This window comes from Gracilibacillus sp. JCM 18860 (assembly GCF_055395245.1).
Genome location: NZ_AP043868.1, coordinates 1,557,328 through 1,581,149, shown reverse-complemented (window position 1 = coordinate 1,581,149; position 23,822 = coordinate 1,557,328). Strand labels below are relative to the sequence as shown.

General features: G+C 36.1%; 24 protein-coding genes. 16 read left to right on the top strand and 8 right to left on the bottom strand.

The window, feature by feature from the left end; genetic code table 11:
• Nucleotides 1-30 precede the first annotated feature (30 nt).
• The 5 genes from ACZ5R4_RS08165 (at nt 31) to ACZ5R4_RS08145 (ending at nt 5,128) form a co-directional block, all read left to right on the top strand.
• Nucleotides 31-1,146: an ABC transporter ATP-binding protein gene (locus tag ACZ5R4_RS08165; RefSeq protein WP_277678996.1), complete on the top strand. Its 1,116-nt coding sequence runs from the start codon at nt 31-33 to the stop codon at nt 1,144-1,146.
• Nucleotides 1,143-2,081, top strand: a complete 939-nt coding sequence (locus ACZ5R4_RS08160) for a carbohydrate ABC transporter permease (protein WP_109985628.1) — start codon at nt 1,143-1,145, stop codon at nt 2,079-2,081. Before ACZ5R4_RS08165 ends, ACZ5R4_RS08160 begins: the two co-directional genes overlap by 4 nt.
• A complete protein-coding gene (locus ACZ5R4_RS08155) occupies nt 2,078-2,896 on the top strand; it encodes a carbohydrate ABC transporter permease (protein ID WP_109985627.1) in 819 nt (272 codons plus the stop codon). Before ACZ5R4_RS08160 ends, ACZ5R4_RS08155 begins: the two co-directional genes overlap by 4 nt.
• A gap of 52 nt (nt 2,897-2,948) precedes the next feature.
• The gene (locus ACZ5R4_RS08150; RefSeq protein ID WP_464368313.1) at nt 2,949-4,316 is read left to right on the top strand and encodes an ABC transporter substrate-binding protein; all 1,368 of its coding nucleotides are present in this window, start codon (nt 2,949-2,951) and stop codon (nt 4,314-4,316) included.
• Between the two features lie 71 nt (nt 4,317-4,387).
• A complete protein-coding gene (locus ACZ5R4_RS08145; RefSeq protein WP_464368312.1) occupies nt 4,388-5,128 on the top strand; it encodes a glycerophosphodiester phosphodiesterase in 741 nt (246 codons plus the stop codon).
• Between the two features lie 294 nt (nt 5,129-5,422).
• Here the strand turns inward: ACZ5R4_RS08145 and ACZ5R4_RS08140 are convergent, their stop codons facing one another.
• Together ACZ5R4_RS08140 and ACZ5R4_RS08135 are read right to left on the bottom strand one after the other, a co-directional pair.
• Nucleotides 5,423-6,754, bottom strand: coding sequence for a metallophosphoesterase (locus tag ACZ5R4_RS08140; protein ID WP_464368311.1), 1,332 nt, complete (start codon nt 6,752-6,754; stop codon nt 5,423-5,425).
• Between the two features lie 220 nt (nt 6,755-6,974).
• Entirely contained in the window at nt 6,975-8,468 is a 1,494-nt protein-coding gene (locus tag ACZ5R4_RS08135) for an extracellular solute-binding protein (RefSeq protein WP_464368310.1), read from the bottom strand.
• 324 nt (nt 8,469-8,792) lie between these two features.
• On the opposite strand from ACZ5R4_RS08135, the gene ACZ5R4_RS08130 reads away from it, so the two are divergent.
• The 7 genes from ACZ5R4_RS08130 (at nt 8,793) to ACZ5R4_RS08100 (ending at nt 13,724) form a co-directional block, all read left to right on the top strand.
• Nucleotides 8,793-10,274 (top strand): DUF1538 domain-containing protein, encoded by a 1,482-nt coding sequence (locus tag ACZ5R4_RS08130; RefSeq protein ID WP_464368309.1) that lies wholly within the window; start codon nt 8,793-8,795, stop codon nt 10,272-10,274.
• 1 nt (nt 10,275) lies between these two features.
• Nucleotides 10,276-10,941 (top strand): P-II family nitrogen regulator, encoded by a 666-nt coding sequence (locus ACZ5R4_RS08125; protein WP_054787266.1) that lies wholly within the window; start codon nt 10,276-10,278, stop codon nt 10,939-10,941.
• Between the two features lie 25 nt (nt 10,942-10,966).
• On the top strand, nt 10,967-11,749 hold the full coding sequence (gene fabI, locus ACZ5R4_RS08120) for an enoyl-ACP reductase FabI (RefSeq protein ID WP_054787373.1): 783 nt from the start codon (nt 10,967-10,969) through the stop codon (nt 11,747-11,749).
• 255 nt (nt 11,750-12,004) lie between these two features.
• Nucleotides 12,005-12,328, top strand: a complete 324-nt coding sequence (locus ACZ5R4_RS08115) for a PadR family transcriptional regulator (protein ID WP_054861195.1) — start codon at nt 12,005-12,007, stop codon at nt 12,326-12,328.
• Nucleotides 12,321-12,881, top strand: coding sequence for an HAAS signaling domain-containing protein (locus tag ACZ5R4_RS08110; protein ID WP_054787267.1), 561 nt, complete (start codon nt 12,321-12,323; stop codon nt 12,879-12,881). Before ACZ5R4_RS08115 ends, ACZ5R4_RS08110 begins: the two co-directional genes overlap by 8 nt.
• Entirely contained in the window at nt 12,874-13,305 is a 432-nt protein-coding gene (locus ACZ5R4_RS08105; protein WP_054861196.1) for a hypothetical protein, read from the top strand. Before ACZ5R4_RS08110 ends, ACZ5R4_RS08105 begins: the two co-directional genes overlap by 8 nt.
• Nucleotides 13,278-13,724 carry a DUF4097 family beta strand repeat-containing protein gene (locus tag ACZ5R4_RS08100; RefSeq protein ID WP_464368308.1) on the top strand — a complete coding sequence of 149 codons (447 nt, stop codon included), beginning with the start codon at nt 13,278-13,280 and terminating at the stop codon, nt 13,722-13,724. Before ACZ5R4_RS08105 ends, ACZ5R4_RS08100 begins: the two co-directional genes overlap by 28 nt.
• A gap of 43 nt (nt 13,725-13,767) precedes the next feature.
• On the opposite strand, the gene ACZ5R4_RS08095 is transcribed toward ACZ5R4_RS08100, so the two are convergent.
• Both ACZ5R4_RS08095 and ACZ5R4_RS08090 read right to left on the bottom strand, forming a co-directional pair.
• The gene (locus ACZ5R4_RS08095) at nt 13,768-14,376 is read right to left on the bottom strand and encodes a transglutaminase-like domain-containing protein (RefSeq protein ID WP_054861218.1); all 609 of its coding nucleotides are present in this window, start codon (nt 14,374-14,376) and stop codon (nt 13,768-13,770) included.
• A 70-nt stretch (nt 14,377-14,446) separates the two neighbouring features.
• Complete coding sequence (locus ACZ5R4_RS08090) at nt 14,447-15,124, bottom strand: serine/threonine protein kinase (RefSeq protein WP_464368307.1); 678 nt, start codon at nt 15,122-15,124, stop codon at nt 14,447-14,449.
• 161 nt (nt 15,125-15,285) lie between these two features.
• On the opposite strand from ACZ5R4_RS08090, the gene ACZ5R4_RS08085 reads away from it, so the two are divergent.
• A complete protein-coding gene (locus ACZ5R4_RS08085) occupies nt 15,286-16,137 on the top strand; it encodes an aminoglycoside 6-adenylyltransferase (RefSeq protein WP_277678240.1) in 852 nt (283 codons plus the stop codon).
• Nucleotides 16,138-16,175: 38 nt separating this feature from the next.
• Here the strand turns inward: ACZ5R4_RS08085 and ACZ5R4_RS08080 are convergent, their stop codons facing one another.
• Together ACZ5R4_RS08080 and ACZ5R4_RS08075 are read right to left on the bottom strand one after the other, a co-directional pair.
• On the bottom strand, nt 16,176-17,900 hold the full coding sequence (locus ACZ5R4_RS08080) for an ABC transporter ATP-binding protein (RefSeq protein WP_464368306.1): 1,725 nt from the start codon (nt 17,898-17,900) through the stop codon (nt 16,176-16,178).
• A gap of 108 nt (nt 17,901-18,008) precedes the next feature.
• Nucleotides 18,009-18,593, bottom strand: a complete 585-nt coding sequence (locus ACZ5R4_RS08075; RefSeq protein ID WP_054861200.1) for a TetR family transcriptional regulator — start codon at nt 18,591-18,593, stop codon at nt 18,009-18,011.
• Between the two features lie 160 nt (nt 18,594-18,753).
• Here ACZ5R4_RS08075 and ACZ5R4_RS08070 point away from each other — a divergent pair, with 160 nt between their 5' ends.
• The 3 genes from ACZ5R4_RS08070 to ACZ5R4_RS08060 all read left to right on the top strand — a co-directional run bounded on the left by ACZ5R4_RS08070 (nt 18,754) and on the right by ACZ5R4_RS08060 (nt 22,427).
• Nucleotides 18,754-19,638: an ABC transporter ATP-binding protein gene (locus tag ACZ5R4_RS08070; protein WP_277678242.1), complete on the top strand. Its 885-nt coding sequence runs from the start codon at nt 18,754-18,756 to the stop codon at nt 19,636-19,638.
• A 14-nt stretch (nt 19,639-19,652) separates the two neighbouring features.
• On the top strand, nt 19,653-21,248 hold the full coding sequence (locus ACZ5R4_RS08065; protein WP_277678243.1) for an ABC transporter permease: 1,596 nt from the start codon (nt 19,653-19,655) through the stop codon (nt 21,246-21,248).
• Between the two features lie 216 nt (nt 21,249-21,464).
• Nucleotides 21,465-22,427, top strand: a complete 963-nt coding sequence (locus ACZ5R4_RS08060; protein WP_054787271.1) for a bile acid:sodium symporter family protein — start codon at nt 21,465-21,467, stop codon at nt 22,425-22,427.
• Nucleotides 22,428-22,488: 61 nt separating this feature from the next.
• On the opposite strand, the gene ACZ5R4_RS08055 is transcribed toward ACZ5R4_RS08060, so the two are convergent.
• Both ACZ5R4_RS08055 and ACZ5R4_RS08050 read right to left on the bottom strand, forming a co-directional pair.
• Complete coding sequence (locus ACZ5R4_RS08055) at nt 22,489-22,875, bottom strand: SLAP domain-containing protein (RefSeq protein ID WP_054787272.1); 387 nt, start codon at nt 22,873-22,875, stop codon at nt 22,489-22,491.
• A gap of 90 nt (nt 22,876-22,965) precedes the next feature.
• Nucleotides 22,966-23,808, bottom strand: a complete 843-nt coding sequence (locus ACZ5R4_RS08050; RefSeq protein ID WP_054861202.1) for a MetQ/NlpA family ABC transporter substrate-binding protein — start codon at nt 23,806-23,808, stop codon at nt 22,966-22,968.
• Nucleotides 23,809-23,822: the final 14 nt, after the last annotated feature.

Below are 23,822 nucleotides of genomic sequence, written 5' to 3'. Positions count from 1 at the left end.
GCAACTTTAGTAGGCGAGGAGGTTATAAAATTGCAGCATGTTGAAATGAAAAATATAGCAAAGTCCTATGATAAAGAGCATTATGTGTTAAATGGTATTGATTTAGAAATAGAAGAAGGAGAATTTTTTGTTCTTGTAGGACCTTCAGGATCTGGTAAAAGTACATTATTACGAATGATTGCAGGGCTTGAGGAGATATCTGGTGGAATATTAAAAATTAATGATAAAGTAGTGAATCATTTACGCCCAAAGGATCGAAATTTGTCTATGGTATTTCAAAACTATGCTTTATATCCACATTTATCAGTGGAACAAAATATTTTATTTGGCTTGAATGCGAAAAAGGTCAAAAAACAAGAACAGAAAAAAAGATTGACCGAAACAGCTGAAATGATGGGACTAACAGAACTGTTAAAACGAAAGCCCAAACAACTCTCAGGTGGGCAAAGACAGAGAGTTGCTTTGGCTAGGTCTGTTGTAAGTGAAGCACCTCTTTGCTTAATGGATGAGCCTCTATCCAATTTAGATGCAAAGCTTCGAGCACATATGCGCATGGAGATTAGGCGTCTACAAAAGAAACTAGGATTAACGATGATTTATGTCACCCATGATCAGGTCGAGGCAATGACAATGGGAGATCGGATTATGGTCTTAAATGATGGTAAAATCCAACAAGTTGGCGATCCTATCTCTTTATACAATAACCCCGCTAATTTATTTGTTGCTTCTTTCATTGGATCACCAAAAATCAATCTCGGTCAAGCTATGATCAAAGAAGAAGAAATTATTATTGAGGATTGCTTACATATACCGCTTCAAAATGCTGATATAACAAATCTTAAAAAAAGAGATCATCTTACTATAGGAATAAGAGCCGAGCATTTATTCAAAGGAACACCAGAAAACAAGACACATCAATTAGAAATCATCAATGTGGAACATCTCGGAAATGAAACATTACTTACATTTGAAGTTGGGCAACAGTTTTGGACAGCAAAATGGTTAGGGCAATGGCAAGTTACAGCTGGGGATATGGTTCCAGTCCAAATATCTATTGACAATATGCATTTCTTTGATACTCAAACAACTGAATTGGTACAAGCTGCTCCAAATGTAACAAGAGATCAAGGGGTTATTGCCATATGAATGATATAACGGTTCGTACTGAGACAGATTATGCAATAGAATTTAACAAAATAAAAAAGATACACCGAATTCAGTCATTTTTTAAAGGTATCCTGTTTCTTTTACCTTCTATCTTGCTGTTTAGTGTCTTTTTGTTTTATCCAATGATGAAGACCATTTATCTAAGCTTTTTCTTAACTGATAATAGTGGGGCGACGACAGTGTATGTGGGCCTTGATAATTTTAAAGCAATTTTTTCGTCACCCATATTTTTGCAAAGCTTAAAAGTCACATTGCTATTTGTTGTTTATACCGTTCCGGGAACAGTTTTAATCAGTCTTGTACTGGCCATTCTAGCTAATGAAAAATTGAGAGGAATTGGTATCTTTCGCACGATATTTTCTTCCACAATGGGTATTTCTGTTGCAGCAGCTTCTGTCTTCTGGATGTTTCTATTCCATCCTACGATTGGCTGGCTGAATCAAATTTTAGCAACATTAGGTATAGAGGCTATTGGTTGGTTAACAGATCCAGATTGGGCACTTTTGTCTGTTTCTATTTCAACAATATGGATGAACATAGGTTTTACGTTTTTAATTTTGCTAGGTGGACTTCAATCTATTGATTCCTATTTATATGAGAGTGCTGATATTGATGGGGCAAGTTATTTTTACAAGCTTAGAAGAATCACGATTCCAATGCTCTCACCGACATTATTTTTTGTTATTACGGTTTCCTTTATTAATGCTTTCCAGACCTTTGGACAGGTAGATATGTTAACAAGAGGTGGACCACAGAATGAAACAAATGTTATCGTGTATTCCATTTACCAAGAAGCTTTTATGAATTATCAGCATGGTTCTGCAAGTGCCCAGGCGATCGTCTTATTTGTCATTATATTAGTCCTGACTCTTATCCAGTTTAAGCTAGGAGAAAGGAAGGTGCATTACCAATGACCGTACCGATTCACCAAAAGATAATTTTTTATTTATTGCTTACGATTTCAGCTATAGTAATTTTTGCGCCTGCAATTATAGCCTTTTCAATGAGTTTTATGTCAAATCAAGAGATCATGACAGGGACATTAATACCCTCTTCCTTTACATTGGATAATTATGTGCAAGTCTTTGATAGATTTCCCTTATTTCAGTTTTTGCTAAATAGTCTTATTGTTTCATTAGCTATTATGGTAGGACAACTTACTTTATCTAGTTTAGCAGCATATGCATTTGTTTTCTTAGAGTTTAAAGGAAGAGATCTTTTGTTCTTTGTTTTCATTGCAACAATGATGGTTCCTTTTGAAGCATCGATCATTCCGAACTTTCAAACAGTTCGGGACATGGGATGGATTAATACATATACAGGTCTTACACTACCATTTTTTGCGATGGCCTTTGGAACATTCTTGTTAAGACAAAGCTTTAAGCAAATTCCTAAAGAATTGAAGGAAGCTAGTGAGATAGCAGGAATTGGTGATTTCAAGTTTTATTTAACTGTTGTTCTACCGATGGCAAGAACGAGTCTTGTTACACTAGGGGTTTATGGCTTTTTAACCTCATGGAATATGTATTTATGGCCATTGCTCGCTACAACAGATGAAACAACAAGAACTGTTCAGATTGGCTTACGACAATTGCAGTCACAGGAGCAATTGAATGAATGGGGCGTTATTATGGCGGGAGCAATTATCGTAGTTCTACCAACATTAATTCTTTTATTCTTAGGACAAAACAAATTACAAAAAGGTCTGGCAGAAGGGGCACTGAAGTAAGTAAAGCTTTATAGTTTTCAAATAATCAAAAATAAAGGAGTGTTTAAAACAAATGAAAAAAATGTGGTTAGCTTTGATGTTATTATTTTTTGCGCTTATCGCAGTAGGCTGTAATTCGAATGATGCCGATGCAAGTGAGGGAGAAGAAACAAGTAATGGATCTAGTGAAGAAGTAGATTCTAGTGAGGAGAAACAAACTGTGACATTTTGGCATGCGATGGGTGGTGCTGCACAGGAAGCCCTTAACAAAATTGTAGATGATTACAATCAATCACAGGACAAAATTCAGGTTAATGCAGAATACCAAGGTACATATGATGAAGCTTTGACCAAATTTCATACAGTGGCAGGTACGGACAGTGCGCCGACAATGATACAGGTTTTTGAAATTGGTACAATGTCGATGATTAACAGTGGACATATCGAGCCTATTCAAAATTATGTAGATAAAGATGATTATGATATGACTGGCTTAGAGGAAAATATAATCAACTATTATAAAATAGAAGATAAATTCTATTCCATGCCGTTTAACTCGTCTACTCCTGTTATGTACTACAACAAGGATGCATTTGAAGCTGCTGGGTTAGACCCTGAAAATCCACCAGCAACTTTTGAAGAGATTGAAGATGCAAGTAGAAAAATTGCAGAGAGCAATCCAGAAATGAAAGGATTTGCGTTACAAGCATATGGATGGTTATTTGAGCAATTATTAGCAAACCAGGGTGCCCTTTTAATGAATAAGGACAATGGCCGCTCTGATACTCCTACTGAAATCGGCTTTACAGAGGAACAAGGGAAGTCAATATTCAATTGGGTAAAAAATATGATTGATGAGGAAACATTTGCTAATTATGGAACGAATGGTGATAACATGGTTTCTGGTTTCTTGGCGGAAGATGTAGCGATGTTTATGCAATCATCTGCAAGTGCTCGTGATGTCATTGATAATGCACCATTTGAAGTAGGGGTTGCCTTTATTCCACATCCAGAGAGCACGGAGCGAGAAGGAGTTGTCATTGGCGGAGCTAGTCTATGGATGGTAGATGGAAAAGAGCAAGCAGAAAAAGATGCAGCATGGGAATTTATGAAGTACTTGCAAACACCAAAAGTTCAAGCAGAATGGCATGTGGGAACAGGGTATTTCGCAATCAATCCAGCTGCATATGAAGAGCAAGTCGTACTTGACGCTTACAAGGAGATGCCACAATTACAAGTAACAGTCGAGCAATTGCAATCTACCAAATCTTCTTTTGCGACACAAGGTGCAATTATGGATATGATTCCAGAAGGTCGTAGAATTGTGGAAACTGCACTTGAAACGGTCTATAATGGTGGAGATGTTGATGAGGCTTATCAAAATACGGTAGAACAATTAAATCAAGCTATTAAAAACGCAAATGCAGCTAGAGGTGAGTAAATATTATATCTTTCCCATCAAAGTGAATATTATTTCGCTTTGATGGATTTTTCTATCAGGAGGGGAAAGAGATGACAAAAATCTATGGTCATCGTGGTAGTAAAGGGGAATACCCAGAGAATACGCTATTAAGCTTTCAAAAAGCATTGAATGATGAGGTAGAAGGCCTAGAATTAGATGTTCATATGACAAGAGATGGAGAAATTGTTGTGATCCATGATGAAACGTTAGATCGCACGACAGATGGTTCAGGATACATTAAAGATTTGGAGCTAGGTTATATTAAAACGGTAAGTGCGGGAAGCAAATTTGACCATTTCGAAAATTACCATAGTAGTTGGGATAACGAAAAAGTGCCAACATTGGAGGAAGTTCTACAGCTTATAACTGGCAAAAATATTGAACTGAATATTGAACTGAAAACTTCTATTATCACCTATTCTGGCTTAGAGGAAAAACTCCTATCTATTGTGAATCGTTGGAATAGCGATGCTAAAATCGTTTACTCCTCGTTTCACTTACCAAGCTTGGTAAGATTAAAAAATACAGATCCAAGCGTTAATATTGCTTGGTTACTACATGCTCCTATTTCTAATCCAAAAGACTATATCGAGACATTCGAACTAGAGGCATTACATGTAGAAAAGGATTTGATTCTTTCTAGCTTATATAATCCATTTCATACAGTGAGTGAGTATGTTCGTGTTTGGACTGTGAATGAAGAAGACGAGATGAAAAAATTGATAGATTTAGGAGTGAATTCAATTATTACAGATTATCCACAAAGAGCAGTAAATGTAAGGATTAAATAAGAAAATTGCTCCTATGGGCACAACACTCATGGGGCAATTTTTTATTACAGCTAAAACCGTTCGTAAGTCTTCTACCTCAAGGTTTTAGAAGATCTAAGTTAGGATAAAAATGTTGATTCTTCCTTTCCTTTTGATTTTGTCCACGAAGTATCCTTTCATCCAGTTCCTCTGCACTTTTTTTATTTAATGTAGAAAAACATCTTGAAACTCATCGTTTTGATGAGTTCCAAGATGTTTTATTGTTCCTGTCTAATTTGATTCATCCAGTGGTGTATTATTGATAAACGCTTGTTACTAGGGTTTTGTTTTAACATCAAGAGTTAAATTGCTTTGACTCTCATTCTCAAATGCATCGATTGCTGTTACCTCTATTGTATAGCCTGTGTCCGGTTTAAGGCCTTGAACCGGCAGTAATAGAGGATCAGGTACCGGATTCCTATAATATTCCGAGAAAGCCTCGTACTCTAGAGCAACCTGACCGGTATCTTTTTCTCTAGCGACCACCTTATAAGAATGTACCAACAGATTGTCGTCTGCTTGTGTGAACTTAATTACAACCCGGTCTGAGGAAGCTGGATTTTTCACAGCGGAAATTTCGGCATCTTTTGTAAAATAAGGGGCTTTATGATCTCTCGTTTCAGTGTATTTAAATGTTTGATGCTTGAAAGGACGCTTGATAACCCAATCTTCACCCACCCATGCATCATTATGAAAATCACGCCGCTTTATCACAACTTTGTTTTTGTACGCTTCCACGATGAGCCCCTGGCTGATCGTTTCATGACCAGGAGGTAATTCCCCTTGCAAGTAACCGGCTTCTGTCCACATATATTTAACCGAGGAAGTACCGACAGACGTAAAGTTTTCTTGGTGGATTGTTCTAGGATCATCCAAAGGGTAATGGGTATGACCAGAAAAATTTATGCTTTGTGGGTATTTTTTCAAAGTGTTATAGAGAAGATCCCGGTTAGTAACAGTTCCCCATTCACTTCCAAAGACAGTTTCTGTGAGGGGCTGATGCAGGAAGACAAAAATTGGTTTTCTTGGATCGTCCTTTTCTGCTTCGTTCAATTGTTTGTCTAGCCACTGAATCTGTTCTTTGGAGTAATAACCTTCCGTGACCCCGTTTTCCGGGCCCAGCCATATGAAGTGATAATCTTTGATGACTTTGTGCCCATATATCGCACCCATTCCAGTTTCGTCGAGAAATCGCTTTTGGGCATCTTCTATTGAGAGTCCGTTCCAATAATCATGGTTCCCAATTGTGAAGAGGGAAACGGCTTGAGGATTTTTTTTCTCATTATAAATCGAAAAAAAACGTTCATATTCCTCCTTTAATCCGTAATCAGTTAAGTCCCCTACAACTACAAAGGCATCTTGATGGGGGGCATGTTCATTAAGTTGATTCAGAGCGGTTTCAAACTTTCGTAGGTCCTCCATCCCGTTTTTTTCTATATGTACATCGCTGATGACAGGGAAAATGACCTCTGGCCTTTGTCCTTTGTTCATATTTTGCTGATCTGTTTCTTGAGCAGAAAAAGCCGTGAGAGAAAATTGAAAAACAACAAAGACCAGTAAAGAAACCGTAAAACAGACTATTTTCGTTTTTAGGCTAAATCGATTCATGCATATGTTCCCTCCAATTTTTAGTATTGGTCACTAGTATAATGGAAGAGTTTTAAGCCCGCATGAATAGCTCGTAAAAATTGAGTTAAGTATCGGCTACTTCATTTAAAAGAAGACAGATTGAGGAAAAAATTAAGGGAGTCATAAGTCGTTAAGTGCAATCATCAGTGGGGATAAGAAAACCCCACTGATGGAAGTGAAACTTTTAATTTTGTTGTTGCTATTGCTCATTGTATTCTTCTATTACTTGTGCGCCTCCTGCTTCTTTCCATTCTTCGATTGCCTGATCAAATCCCTCATTATCAATTTGGCCCAAGAAATATTGATAAGTCGCATCTGTTATTATTTGTGTTAAGGTTTCTGATTTGGATGCCCAGGTCGCAGATTCTAGTGCCGCGGTTGGGTCATGCACTAAATAATCATTGTTATCTTTATATAATTCTTCAGCCTTTGCACGTGGTTCATATTCAAAATAACCAATATAACGGCCATTGGTATCTGGTTCACCAATTTCTAATGAAGTATATGGTAATATTTGTCGATTAAACGTATCTCTATTTTCTTCAATTACTTTTCCTTTTCCATCGACAACCTCATAATGCTCGCCTTCCACTCCCCATAATAAGAGATTTGCCCCTTCAGGTGTCATGAGATAATCGAAGAAGGATAAAATGCCTTTGAGCTCTTCTTCTGTTTCAACTGCTGCTTTAGGAAAGATCAGCATACTGCCATAGCCAGGAATTGATCTTGTTCGATATTCACCATCTGGCCCTTCAATATAGTTGTGAACATCTAAAACTACATCTGGATTGATTGCAAGGGCATCTTGATACATGCTTTCCACATCACCCATTGTTCCAATATACACACCAGCAGTTCCATTCTTTAGTAGTTCTTGTTGATCTGTTTTACTTGTTACTGGTGCATCTTTATTTATATAACCATTATCAAATAAACTTTTAAAATAGTCCATTGCTTCTCTATATTCAGGGAACATAAATTGTGGTAATAACTGCCCATCCTTTTCTCCCCAATTATTTGGAGCACCATGCCATGTAGCAAAATTTTCAAAGGTACCTAATATCTCACGGTCTGTTAATCCGATTGTGTCGTCCTTTCCATTTCCGTCAGGATCATCCTCTGTAAATGCTCTCATCATTTCATATAATTCCTCCAAATTGGTTGGAGTACCAAGCCCTAGATTATCGGCCCAATCCTTACGATAGATTAATCCTTGGCGGGATAATGGTCTGCCAGCATACAAAGTATAGATTTTACCATCTACGGCTGTGTTTTTAAGGATATCTTTATTCAACTTTGATAAATTCGGATAATCATCTAAATATGGCCCAATTTCCCAATATTGATCGTCACGGATAGCAGCTTTTTGCTGGTCTAATGTCACATCTTTTAATAAAAAGACATCAGGAAGGTTATTTGTAGCAATAGCAGTATTTAAATTTTCTGCATAATTGTTATCTGGTACCCATCTAATATCTAGCTGGGTATTCGTTTCTTTTTCTATTAATTCTTCCAAACGTTTGTCAGGTACTTCCGGAACGTGCAGATTTAACATGATTGAAATTTCTTGTGGTCCAGAGTCACTATTTCCACCCTTATTATTTGAAGCGCTTTCATTATTGCTGCAACCTAATAACAAAAATCCGATTAAAACAAGGTACCATGGGATAAGTACTTTTGACCAATTTTTCAATATTTCTCCGCCCCTTTATAACTATTTTAAGAGAATACATCACAAGTCAAAATTGCGCGATCGACCTGTGAAAGAAAATAAACCATTTTTTCGTATCATGCCCCCTTTCTAATAGAATGAAAACGTTGTTATTAAATGATACACTGCTGTAAAGCAAAAAACAAGCCTCTTTTTTAGGAAGAGTTAATGCTTTGTTAGTAATTCCATGACTATGCTATAATAGTAAAGAATATTTCCACGAATAAAAATTTATTCCTAGTTTCCTCGGTAAATCATCAACCTACGTACATAAATAATTCAAACGAAGAGAGGAATGTGTAGAGCTTGGGCGTATTATGGTCAAAATTCTCTGAAGTTATCTTATCTGTTTTACCGATAACTGTGATTGTACTCATATTGAACTTCACTTTAACTTCTCTTGATATTTCTCTTATAATCCGTTTTCTGATTGGCGCTGTATTTATTATTATTGGTCTTTCCATTTTTTTATTTGGGGTTGATATTGGTATTACACCTATAGGTACATTAATGGGGAAAACGGTTGCTAAATCGAATAAATTATGGATTGTTATTGGTGCTGGAATCTTTTTAGGATTTTTTATTTCCATAGCAGAGCCTGATCTACACATTTTGGCTGGCCAAGTAGAGACGGTAACATCAGGAGTGATTTCAAAATTCATTATCGTGGTTGTTGTGTCCCTCGGGATTGCAGTGTTATTAGCAACTGGACTTGTACGAATTGTTTATAGCTTCCCCTTATATAAGCTTTTAACGATTCTTTATGGATTAGTATTTATTATTGCTTTATTTGCTTCTAGAGAATTTTTAGCAATCTCATTCGATGCTTCTGGTGCTACAACGGGTGCCTTGACTGTGCCGTTTATCTTAGCACTTTCTTTAGGGATATCTGTACTGAAGAAGGATAGTAAGGCGTCAGAAAAAGATAGCTTTGGGCTTGTGGCTATCGCCTCGATTGGCGCGATTATTACTGTTATGCTGATGAGTATTTTTTCTGGTGCAGAAGAATTAAAAGGTAGTACAGAACAGGATCATACGATTTCGAACTCGATCATTGGACCGTTTTTAACGGAATTTGGTCATATAGCACAAGAGGTATTAATTGCTTTGCTGCCTATTATAGTCATATTTTTAGTATTTCAAAAAATTTCATTCAAATTATCAAGAAAGAGTTTTCGAAAGGTGATCAAAGGTCTTGTTTTTACATTTATTGGATTAGTTTTATTTTTAGTTGGTGTAAATGCAGGATTTATGGATTTAGGTATGGAATTAGGATATAGTATTGCCTTATTGGACAATAAGGTTTATATTGTGGTCATAGGCCTTATTCTTGGTATTGTTACGATTTTAGCAGAGCCAGCTGTATATGTTTTAACAAATCAAATAGAAGATGTTACTAGTGGTTATGTAAACAGAAAAGTTGTATTAATCACTTTAGCAATTGGTGTTGGTATTGCCATTGCTTTATCGATGTTAAGAATATTGATCCCAGAACTACAGCTCTGGCATTATTTATTACCTGGATACTTACTCGCCATTATTTTGACTTATCTTACACCAAAATTATTCGTTGGGATAGCCTTTGATTCTGGTGGGGTTGCTTCAGGGCCAATGACAGCAACTTTTATTCTAGCCTTTACACAAGGGGTTGCTGATGCTGTGGAAGGGGCGGATGTTATTGTTGATGGATTTGGTATGATAGCTATGGTAGCATTGACTCCATTAATTACGCTACAGATTCTAGGGCTCATTTTTAAGGCTAAGTCTAGAAAGGGAGGTTTATCCTAATATGATGAATGAAAGCACCACACCTCACTTCGAATTAATGTATGTCATTGTGAAGTATGGTTTAGGAAGCAAAGTGATCAAAGAGGCCAAAAAATGTGGCGTATCAGGTGGAACAATTGTGCTTGGAAAAGGTACCATTCATCATAAAATATTGAACCTATTAGCTATATCGGATGTTCGAAAAGAAGTAGTTCTAATGATTTCGAATAAACATATTTCTGAAATAGTATTAAAGCATTTGAACAAAGTATTTGAGTTTGATAAACCAAATCATGGTATAGCTTTTACTACTTTAATCACGACTTTGCTCGGAACTAGAAGCTGTCAAATCAATGGTACAGAAGAAAGAGGTGACAGAAAGTCCATGTTTCAAAACATTATGGTTATCGTGGATAAAGGAGTAGCAGAGGATGTCATTAGTGTAGCGGAGTCTGCTGGTTCTAAGGGTGGTACAATTATTAATGCAAGAGGATCAGGAATTCATGAGACAAGTAAATTATTTGCGATGAACATTGAACCTGAAAAAGAAATAGTGATGATTTTATCGGAGGAAAAAGCAACAAATGGGATTGTCGATAAAATTAGAAAAGATTTAAAAATAGACGAACCTGGAAATGGAATTATCTTTGTACAGGATGTAAATGCAACTTATGGTATATACAAATAGAAAAATAGGGTATCAGGAGGACAACATGGAAGATTTACTACAACTAAAAGACAAAAACATTGTAATTATGGGAGTTGCTAATGAGCGAAGTATTGCATGGGGAGTGGCCGAATCTTTGAGTAAAGCGGGAGCCAACCTTTTCTTTACTTATCGTAAAGAGCGTTCATTAAAGAAATTAAATAAACTGTTGGACACAAATGAAGTAGAAGCAAAGGCAGTCATTCAATGTGATGTGAATAATGATGAAAGTATTGCACATGCCTTTTCTGAAATTGGGGAAGACGTGAAGGTTATACATGGTATTGTTCATTCCATTGCTTTTGCGCACTCTGAAGATCTTAATGATGATTTTGTTAATACCTCACGTGATGGATTTGCTTTTGCGCAAGATACAAGTGCATACTCGCTTGTAGCTGTTGCTAGGGCTGCAAGACCATATATGACAGAGGGTGGCTCCATCATTGCGATGAGTTACTATGGAGCAGAGCGTGTTGTTCGTGGCTATAATGTTATGGGAGTTGCAAAAGCTACATTAGAGGCATCAGTAAAATATTTAGCTGCAGACCTTGGAGAAGATAATATCCGAGTCAATGCAATTTCCGCTGGTGCCATTCGGACACTTGCGGCAAAGGGTGTCCCATCGTTTAATGAAGTATTGAACAAAATTGAAGAAAATGCTCCATTAAAACGAAATGTTACAAAAGAAGAAGTCGGTGACATGACACTCGCCATGATGAGCCATTTGTCTCGTGGGGTGACTGGTGAGATCGTTTATGTTGATTCAGGGTATAATATATTAGGTATATAATAGAATAAGGCTGGATTGAGGTCTTTGTTCTCAGTAGTAACCCGGACTTTATCTCATTAACTTGAGGTAAAGTCCGGGTTTTGCATTTTACAAAATCTGTTTTGTTTATCGCTATATCTAAAATATTCATCAAATAAATATTATAAACAGTACCTTGCATTAAACAATAGTGAGTGGTATTATATAATTATAAGTATTATTTTTATTCAGGTACTGTTTATTAAACAGTAGTGAATATAAGTGTAGGTGATAACAATGAATATACAATTTAAAAAGGGTGCCCTAGAACTATGTGTACTCGCTTTACTGGATAAACAGGATAGATATGGCTATGAATTAGTCCAAAAAATTTCGGATCAAATAGCTATCTCTGAAGGTTCCGTGTATCCATTATTAAGGCGTTTAAAGAAGGAGCAATATTTCACAACCTATTTACAGGAATCAACCGAAGGCCCATCACGTAAATATTATCAATTGACAAATAAAGGGCGGGAGCATTTACATGAACTTATGGAAGAATGGCAACATTTCACAAACGGTGTAAATCAGATTATAAAGGAAGGTGTCAAGCATGAATAAAAATGAATTTCTGAATAAGCTAGATAAGTCTTTAAACAGACTACCGTATGAAGAACGGAAAGATATTATACAAGACTTTCAGGAACATTTTGAAATAGGAAAAACAGAAAATAAATCAGAGAAGGAGATCGTTTCAGCATTAGGATCACCAAACCAAATTGCAAAAGAAATTCTAGCTAATTACTATTTAGAGAAAATAGAAACAACTTCATCGACTAAAAATATTTTTAGTGCCATATGGGCTGTAATTGGTTTAGGATTTTTTAATCTGGTTATTGTTGCAGGTCCTTTAATTGCGATAGCAGCGATTATTTTAAGTGGGTGGGTTGCCGGAGGAGCATTTACGATATCGCCACTTTTGTTTCTTATAAATATAATCATTTTCCCTGGACAATTTAATTATCTTGATTTGTTTTCATCTATTGCTCTAACGGGTGTTGGTCTTTTATTAATTATTGGCATGTATTACGTTACCTACTGGTCACAGAAAGGATTTATTCAATATCTGAAGTTTAATGTTCGTATGGTAAAGGGAGGGTTGAAGCATGACTAAATTAAAAAAGGTATTACTAGGAGCATTTATTTGTATTATTGTTGGTGGACTAGGAACTATTTTCTCGTACCGCATGTATGCACAGTCATCTAGTGTGGAAACAAAAGAAATAAATGCTGAAAATATCGAAAATATTAAGATGAAGGTGGATAATCAAAGAGTGGAGGTTATCCCTACGTCTGGCACAACTATAAAGGCTGAACTTACAAGGGAAGGAATAACCAATAGTACGTTTACGGTTGATGAAAAGGATGACACTGCAGAAATTCAGATAGAAGATAAAGAGCGTTCATTTTTTAGCTTTCATTTTCATAATTGGAAACAGAAGCTTAAATTATTTATACCAGAGAAAGACTATCAAGCAATAACAATAAAAGTTAACAATGAGAGCTTGAGATGGAAGAAGTCCGTACTACTGATTTAGAAGTGGATACAAATAATGGAGAGATTGATATGAACCATTTACAAACTGTAACTTCTATGATTAGTACAAACAATGGGAGCATTCATCTTGAGGATATTATTTCCGATTATATTCAGGTGAGTACTAAAAATGGGGAGATAGAGATGAGTGATATAATAGGCGATTTGAAGGGAAGAACAAATAATGGCTCGATTTCTCTTGTAACAAGCAATTTAGATCGTCCAATTGATCTTGAAACACACAACGGGAAAATAAATATTCAGACGGAAAAAGAGCCAACTAATGTTAGGTTTGATACAAGTGTTCACAATGGGAAGATTACCATTTTGGATGACACTAATTTTTCCAACATTATTGGTGATGGTGATAATCTAGTAAAATTAAAGACCTATAATGGAAGTATTAAGGTGACAAAATAAAAATTAAGGGAGCAATTAAGTTGGCTCCCTTTCAATGATTTCTTTATAACTCATCTGGTAATTTATTTTTGTACATTTCGATGACATTTGAATTATCTTTTAAGGTAGTAATAGTTTTTTGGTTTGGTTTCGTAAAGATTGTTTGATAATCCCTTTCACCATATTGCTCTTGTATCGGAAAGGCTAATTTTTCCTCAGTTAAAGAAAATTCAGCTTTAACACCTGGCTTGTTCCCTCTTGCATCTAATCTGATCCATTTTTCGAGTGAATGAAGATAAATACCATTTAATGCGTGAATAGCATAACCTTTGTCAGGTGTATCAAAGAGCATAAGTTTTTGGTAGCAGAAGCCTGTTGGAATACCCACCCTTCTTAATATTGCAGCTAGAAGATGGGACTTAGCATAACAGATTCCTTGTTGATGTTTTAGCACTTCTGAGGCACTGCAAGTTACCACAGATCCTTGGATATCCCAAGAATGTGGGATCTCATCTCGGACAAATTCGAATGCTATTTTAACCTTTTTCAATTCCGAAGATGAAGATGGCCGATCGAATAGATGATTACATTTCCTTTCAATTAATGGATTAGAAAAATCTATAATATCGGATTCTTCTAAGTAATCTGGAAGATAACTTGATTCGGGTAACATACTTAGTCCTCCTACCTTTTGTATAATAATACAATAAAAATTATTTTTATACAATGGTATGGATCCAAATTCATTTCCAAAAATTAATAAGTTTCGAGATATTCTGCATAAAATCGTCGATTTGGTTTTCTCCGATCCTTCTTTGGCTGTACCATTTTCTAATTGATTCCAATATAAAAATAGGGATAGATTTACCTGCAATGAGGTGATAATATTCATCATACCCCTTTCGTAAATGTTCCCATCGATAGTCATTACCAGTGTTTAAATATTCAGAAACATCAATTACCTTGGCCCTGCCATTTTGTAAAAGAATATTTCTTAGATGGATATCTCTAGGGTTCATTCCTTTCTGGCGAGCATATTCTCTTGCATTATCTACATCCTGTACAACCTGTTTTGGAATGTATATCCCTCTAAGCAGACAGTCGTAAAGCGTTATTCCTTCTTCATATTGCAAAACAAGGTAATTTTTATGATAACCATAGCATGTCGAGAAATAAGAAGAGGTACCGAGTCGATGATAAATCTCAGCTTCTTGTTTTATTTTTTCTTTCCTTTCCTCAGAGTATAGTTTATAAGCATATTGAGGTAAATGTATATATTGAAATACAGCAGCATCTGTTCCGATTCCGATACACTTCAATACATCAGAATTGCCTTCAATCGTTACAGGCTCGTTATCAGAATTTGAAATAACTTTTATTGTTGACAAATAAGGATCTGCTTCCAACCAATCGTTTGGCATCAATGCATGCTCCCTTCGTGTTGAAAAGAACTGTTCCCTCTCCATTGTTATCAAGTATAACCCAAACATCTCAAAAATAGTATTATTTCATTTGGAGATGGAAGTCTCACTTGATGTATTATAGAATTATAGAATATACCGCATAAAGGAGGGGGAAAATATTGCGATCAGAGCAAGAAATAATGAGTCTAGTTATGGACTTTGCTGAAATGGATGAGCGTGTAAGGGTAGTCGGTATGAATGGTTCAAGAACAAATGACAGAGTAAAAAAAGACCTGTTCCAAGATTATGACATTGTCTATATTGTAAAGGATATGTCCTCGTTTATTAGAAATAAAGACTGGATAGATTATTTTGGAAAAAGATTAATCCTACAAACACCTGAAGCAATGACCCTATATCCAGCAACATTAGGTAATTGGTTCTCTTATCTAATGTTATTCGAAGACGGAAATCGCATTGATTTAATGTTAATTCCTTTAGAAGAGTTGGATGCCTATCTTGGGGATGATTCTTTAACAAAAATATTGTTGGATAAAGACGATCGAATCAGAGAGAAGCCAATACCTAATGATCGAGATTATCATGTAAAAAAACCGAGTGCAGCAGAATTTGATGATTGTTGTAATGAATTTTGGTGGGTAACAACCTATGTAGCGAAGGGACTATGTCGTAAGGAATTTCTATTTGCAGCTGATCATTTTGAAAAAATTGTTCGCAAAGAATTATTTCGAATGCTTGAATGGAAGGTTGGTGTGGAAACAAATTTCCAATTAAGTGTAGGCAAATCACATAAATATCTAGATAAATATGTTTCGAAGGATGTATGGAATCGGATTCTTACTACTTATAAGCTAGATAGCATTACTGCCTGTTGGGATGCATTATATATCGCAATTCAACTATTTAGGGAGACTTCGATAGAATTGGCTAAAAACTTTGGTTATCATTATCCAGATTATGATGAGAAAATGAGTGGATATCTAATTGAGTTACAAAAATTTGATAGTTAAATGGTTAGCCAGGCGCAACTTGTTGCACCTGGCTAACATTATGTTAATTGTTGTTCGGCAAATTCCTTATAAAGTGCATGATTTGCGACTAATTGCTGGTGTGTTCCAACACCTGTAATTTGCCCTTTTTCGATAAAAAGGATTTTATCTGCATCTATAATAGTAGACAGGCGATGGGCAATAACAAAGGTCGTTCTACCCTCCATGAGTTTCATTAAAGCTTTTTGAACAATGCCTTCTGACTGGCTATCAAGACTTGCTGTCGCTTCATCCATCATTAGGATTTTCGGATTGCGTAAGAAAGCGCGAGCAATCGCAATTCTTTGGCGTTGACCACCTGATAGCTTCACTCCGCGTTCTCCGACTTCTGTATCTAACCCATTAGGAAATTCTTTAATAAACTGAGCAGCATAAGCCATCTCAGCAACCTGCCATAAACGTTGATCATCAATTTCTGAAATGTCTTCCATCCCGTAACAAAGGTTTTCTCTTATTGTACCTGCCATCATGGGGCTATCCTGAGAAACATAACCAATCTGACCACGCCAAGATTTCATGGAAAGCTTTTGAATAGGTGTATCTCCTATACGTATAATACCTGATGATGGTCGATAAAATTGTTCCATTAAACCGAAGATCGTCGTTTTACCACCACCACTCGGGCCAGCAAAAGCAACCATTGTTCCAGGATGAACCTCAAATGATATATCTTTTAAAACAATCTCTGATTTATCGTAGCCAAAGGTGACATGATCAAAATATATTGTTTTATTTGTAATATCTAGATCAATACCTTCCTTATCCTCTTCTAATTTCAAATCGAGAATCTCCATTATTCTTTCCGTGGCACCCTGTGCTTTTTGTAATTGGGTAAAGAACATCGCAAAGGATGTGATTGGATAAATGATTTGAAAAAGGTAAAGTAGGAAGGCAACAAGAGAACCTGTTGTCATCGTTCCTTCCTCGACTCGAATTCCTCCATAGCCGATGATCATCACTATGACAATCATATTAATCAAATACATCGTTGGCCCGACTAACGCAAAAATTTTGGCTTCTTTTAAACCAAAACTAAAAAGCTTTGTAATGTTTTTAAAGCCTTTCGTTTGCTCTGCCTTTTCCGCATTAGAGGACTTCATTAAGCGTATTTCTCCTAAGGTTTGCTGAATACTACCAGAGAAGTTTGCCGTTTCATCCTGTAGATTCCTAGAAATCTTAGACATTCTCTTTCCTAGTGGTAATAGAACAGTGACCGCAATCGGTACAGAAATAAGCATGAGTAAGGTCATTTTCCAATCCATAATTAATAAGATGATAATCGCACCAATGATTGTAATAATCCCTGTAATAAATTGAGGGAAGTGTTGTGTAATGAGATCTTTCACAATACTCGTATCATTGACAACCCTGCTGACTGATTCTCCACTTTTATTTTTATCAAAGTAGGAGACGGGTAAACGAATAAACTTAGTCCACATCTGTTCTCTTAATCTCGCAACTATTTTCTGACCAACATAGGCCAAGGAATAGGTAGACACACCATCAAGCACTGCTTGTAAGATGAACACGATTACAATAATGGCAATTAATGTAATATTCAGATTGCTGGCATCAAAGCCATCGACCATTTGACGCGTTAAAAGTGGTATGGTTAACCCCACTAATGTCGTGAATAAACCTCCAACTAACCCAATCACAAGTGCTAATCTTGGAATTCTAGTAGATAGAATAAGTGATAGAAATTTATTTTGCTTTTTTTTCAAAATGACCCTACTCCTTTTCAATAAAATAACAAACACTTCGCTTATGTTACATACGGAAGTGTTTGGCAAATTGTTTCATTATTTTTTGTTTTTGCAAAAAAACTCGAATCATTTTTCCTTGCCCATAATTCCGTAGAAGAAAAGATTCATAATATCCTCTGTATATGGAAGAATTTTATTACCGATATTTTTCTGTTGAAGGAAATTTTTATACATTTGAATATGCATCATAATAGACTCTTCGGAAATCTGCTCGTTAATATAACCATCCTTTTTTCCTAATTGAATTAATTGATGGAAGAAAGGAATTGATTTTTCTTGATAGATCTTCTCTAAAAAAGACGGTGCTCCATGCAAGTCGTTTAATAAGTATTCATAAACTTCTTCATGAATTTGTGCCGATAATTCCGCTTTATGAAAAATGAACTGCTTTATTTTCTCGGGGAATGGTTGATCGGAATCGAGTATTTCCACATACTCGCCAAATAACTCTTCGACATAAAAAATCATGGCTTGCTTTAGTAGCTTATCTTTACTTCCGAAATAATTATAAATGGTTACTTGAGAGACGCTAGCCGTATTCGCAATTTCTGCTATGGACACACTTTTAATCCCTTTTTGTAAAAAAAGAGAAACAGCTGTATTTAAAATGTTGTTTTGTTTTTTTTGTTTTCTTCTTTCAAATCCGTCCATTTCCTTCACCTCACTTCATATTGTATGTAAAGTTTTGAAATAAAACAAGTAAAATATTTCATAAAGAGGTTGCAGAATCAAATGAAATCTAATATTATGAAATATATAAAGTATAATATTTCAAAACTTTTATTGGGTTGATTAAATTGGAGGGGATAGGATGACCATTGTACAGGTTCAAAATGTAGAAAAAAGGTTTGGCTCCTTTCAAGCACTAAATAAGATTAATTTACAAGTTAATAAAGGAGAGGTTTTCGGTTTTATCGGACCGAATGGGGCAGGGAAATCGACGACTATCCGTGTGTTGTTAGGGATCATCCAAGCTAGTGCAGGAAGTGCAAAGATCTTTGGAATGGATGTATGGAAGGAGGCTGTACAGATTCATCATAGAATTGCCTATGTACCTGGTGATGTTCATTTATGGGAAAACCTAACTGGTGGGGAAGTGATTGATATATTTCTAAGGCTCAGAGGTAAGGTGGATTATAAGAAAAAAGAGAAGCTTATCGATTTATTTCAATTAGACCCAAGGAAAAAATGCGGGACCTATTCAAAAGGGAATCGACAAAAGGTAGCTCTAATCGCTGCATTTGCATCGGACGCAGAATTGTTCATTCTAGATGAGCCAACCTCTGGATTAGATCCATTAATGGAACAAGTATTTCAGCAATGTGTTGCAGAAGTGAAGAAGAATGGAAAAAGTGTTTTGCTTTCTAGTCATATTCTCTCTGAAGTTGAAAAGCTATGTGATCGAGTCGGGATTATTCGACAGGGTGAGATGATTGAAACAGGTACTTTAGAAGAATTAAGTTATTTAACAAGAACAAATTTGAAGCTAACAACAAATAGTGCGATCAAGGATTTGTCTGAATGGTCAGGGATACATGAGCTTCAGAAAGAAAATGGTGATTATATATTCCAGGTTGATACAGATAAACTGCCAGAAATTATGACTAAATTAAGTAGCTATGGAATTATAAAAATCGAGAGTAAGCCACCAACTTTAGAGGATTTGTTTATGCGTCATTATGAGCAAAAAGGATAGAAAGGAGGATGAATATGCGATTTCATTCCTTACAGAAACTTCTAGCATGGAAGTGGAGACAAAGTAGAGTTAGTTTTATGATCTGGGGAGTCTCTCTAGTACTGATTACTGTTGCTACTGCCAGTGCTTTTAGTGGGTTATATCAAAATGAGCAGGAAAGGGCTGCAATGGCACAGACGATGGAAAATCCTGCAATGACAGCTATGGTTGGACCAGGATATGGTTTAAGTAATTATACTAATGGTGCGATGATGGCACATGAAATGCTTTTATTTACGATGATTGCCTTTGCTGTGATGAGCATTCTAATGGTTAGTAAACAAACTAGAGCAGAAGAAGAGGATGGTAAACTAGAATTAATTAGAGCTTTACCTGTTGGAAGGCTTTCACCATTAATGGCTTCCTTCATTACTGTTTCCTCCTATAATATTATCATCGGTTTATTGATAGCTTTTGGTCTTGTGGCCATGAATATCGATGGTATTGGAATAGAGGGATCGTTCTTATATGGAATAACGCTTGCTTGTGGTGGGTTAATTTTTACAGCGATTACGGCAATTTTTGCCCAATTATCACAGACTGCAAGGGGAACACTAGGCTATTCCTTTACCTTTTTACTTTTGTTTTACTTTATTCGAGCTATTGGAGACGTATCAAATGAGGCTTTAAGCTTAAGCTCTCCACTAGGTCTCCTTCTTCGAGTGGAAGTATTTGTGCACAACTATTGGTGGCCAATTCTTATAACGTTCATGGTTTATCTAATCCTTGTCGCAGTCGCCTTTTTATTGAATAATCGAAGAGATGTTGGAGCAGGATTAATTGCTACCAAGCCTGGTAGAAAAAAGGCATCGGGGTGGATTCTTTCAACTATAGGATTAGCTCTTCGAATTCAGAGAACCTCTATCATTGCTTGGTTAGTGGCGATGCTTCTATTAGGGCTATCTTACGGATCAGTGTTTGGAGATCTAGAGGCCTTTTTTGAAAATAATGAAGCAATGAAGCAAATGCTTGGCAGTAATGCGAACTATTCCTTAACCGAACAATTTATTACTATGCTAATGGTAATACTAGCTATATTCTCTACGATTCCAGCCCTTATAACCTTTCTCAAAATAAAAGGAGAAGAGAAGAAAGAACGCTTGGGAATGCTCCTAACAGGTACTGTATCGAGATGGAACATTGTCGGTGTCTATTATTTAATTGGAATCCTTCTATCCACTATCTCACAATTTTTGGCTGTTTATGGATTGTGGATTAGTTCTAGCTTTGTCATGGAGGAGCCGATTCCTTTTATTAACTTTTGGAAGGCAGGGATGGCTTATTTACCAGCAAGCTGGTTTTTACTCACAATCGCTCTCTGTATCTTTGGATTTCTGCCTAAATGGACCCCAATAATATGGGGATATTTAGTTTTCTCCTTCATCGTGGTTTATTTAGGTGAAATGTTAGATTTGCCGGAATGGTTAGCACAGTTATCCAGCTATTCACATATTCCACAGCTCCCGGTCGAGGCATTTGATTGGTTACCAATCATTGTTCTAATCGGGCTAAGTCTAATAGGCACCGTTGCTGGATTTATTGGTTTTCGAAAAAGAGATGTTATCGGCTAGTGGCTGGGACATAATTAAATAGGGATAATGAGGAATCCGAACAATTTTCTGACTGGGTTACAGTGCAGAAATATTAATGTTTGGATTTTCTCTATTTAATTATTCTTTTGTCCCTGTCTTTTTTTGTCGATATACATAAAAGATTAATTAAATAATATTTGAATTTTTCAAAAAATAAGATATAATTTCTGAAATGATAATAAGAGGGGGAATAAAATGAAAGCATTAGAAAGAGTTAGCAGTTTTGTTGGAAATACCTTTGCGATTTGGGTCGTACTATTTGCAATCTTATCATTTCTCGTACCAGCAGGCTTTACATGGTTAGCAGCATATATTACGCCATTATTAGGAATTATTATGTTCGGTATGGGACTCACACTCTCCACTAGTGATTTCAAAGAAGCATTTAAACGACCAAAGGAAGTAGCAATAGGAGTTGTAGGACAATTCCTAATCATGCCATTAATTGCCTTTGCGCTTGTAACCATTCTACCTGTATCAAAGGAGGTCGCAATTGGAGTGATTCTCGTTGGATGTTGTCCAGGTGGTACATCATCCAATGTGATGACATACTTATCCAAAGGAGATACAGCATTGTCGGTTTCGATTACTGCGGTTTCTACGATTCTGGCACCGGTTTTGACACCTGCACTTATTTTTCTTTTTGCCAGCCAATGGCTAGAAGTATCGGCCGCTTCCTTATTTGTATCAATCGTACAGATTGTTTTAGTACCGATCTTGTTAGGCTTACTTGTTAAAGGATTGTTGAAGGATAAAGTAGAAGCAGGGGTAAAGGCAATTCCATTAGTATCAGTTATTGGTATCGTAGCAATCGTTGCAGCAGTAGTAAGTGTGAATCAAGAACAAATTGCAAAAATGGGCTTATTAATATTTCTTATTGTCGTCCTTCATAATACATTTGGCTATCTATTAGGTTATGGGCTTGGAAAACTTACTAAAATGGATCCAAAACAGCAAAAAGCTGTATCAATAGAAGTCGGGATGCAAAATTCTGGTCTTGGGGCTACGCTGGCAGCAGCACACTTTAATCCACTATCTGCTGTTCCTAGTGCTATATTTAGTGTATGGCATAATATTTCTGGACCGATTGTAGCAACTGTTTTTCGTAAACTACAAGAAAAAGAGGATAATAATCTGCAGAAGAGTGAAAGTGCCTAATATATAAAAAGATCAGGTTCTCATAAGAGAATCTGGTCTTTTTCTCGTTAGAGACAAAAAATTAGTCCGCTTTCTTGATTTCCATCTTCATCGTGTTTGACACCTTATCTGATTGGTAGCTTCCTTTTGGGAAAATAAAGGTCCAGGGCATGCTTGTTTTTGGAGGGATGTGTAATCTATTTTCTTGAAATGAATGACCAGCAATCATTTCTTGCTCTTGAAAAATAACTAAATCTACCTTGCTTAAATCCACTCCTGTTTCGGAAAAATTGTGAATTAAATTCGTATACAACAATTGATCCTTATGGTTAAAAGCATAGCGAATGGTATTGAAGGTAATCGCTTGTTTCTGATCTTCCTTTGTTGAGTGAAACACCTGTTCAATTATGGCTAAATCACCTTTAGCAATGGTCTTTTCCCAAGCGGCTTCTAATAATAATCGTTGCATTTGCTCATCTCCCTATAACTTTCTTTGATTTAATCATACTTATGAAGGAAAAGCAAAAAGCAGGCACCACATGTTGTGCCTGCTTCTTCGTTATTCTGATACTGGTACAACTGATCCGTTGTATTCTTCTTCGATAAATGTTTGAATTTCATCAGAGCGAAGCACTTCTACTAATTTTGCCAATGCTTCATTGTTTTCGTCTTCGCTACGAGCTGCAATAATGTTAACATATGGTGACTCAGAGCCTTCCAAGATTAATGCATCCTCTGTTGGAACTAAACCTGCTTCTAAGGCATAGTTAGTATTAATAGCTAGAATAGCATCTTTTTCTCTTTCATAGAACTCAGGTAAAAAGCCTGGGTCGATACTAGCATCAAATTCAAGGTTTAGAGGATTTTCAACAATATCATCAACAGTTGCAGATTGTTTATCTACATTCTCATCAATTTTGATTAAACCTTCTTTTTCTAATAGAGCAAGAATTCTTCCATGGTCTGGTACATTACGACTCATAATAAAAGTTGTACCCTCTGGAATATCATCGATATTGTTTATGTTCTTTGAATAAATTCCCATTGGCTCAATATGAATACCACCTAAATTAACAATATCAAAATCAAATTCTTCTTTTTGTTGCTCGAAGTAAGGTATGTGTTGGAAATAGTTCGCATCTAATGTTCCATTATTTAAGTCTTCATTTAAGAATGTGTACTCTTGATAGGCTTCCACCTTAAGTTCAATGCCTTCTTCTTTTAAAATAGGAGCAGCTTTTTCTAATACTTCAGCATGTGGCACACTGGTCGCACCAACTGTAATAGAAGTTGTCTCCTGGTTTCCTTCTTCATTGCTTGCATCCTCATTCTCTGAAGTTCCACAAGCTGCCAATACGATTAATACAGATGCTGTGAATAATAAAGCTAGTAATTTTTTCAAAATAAATCATCCCT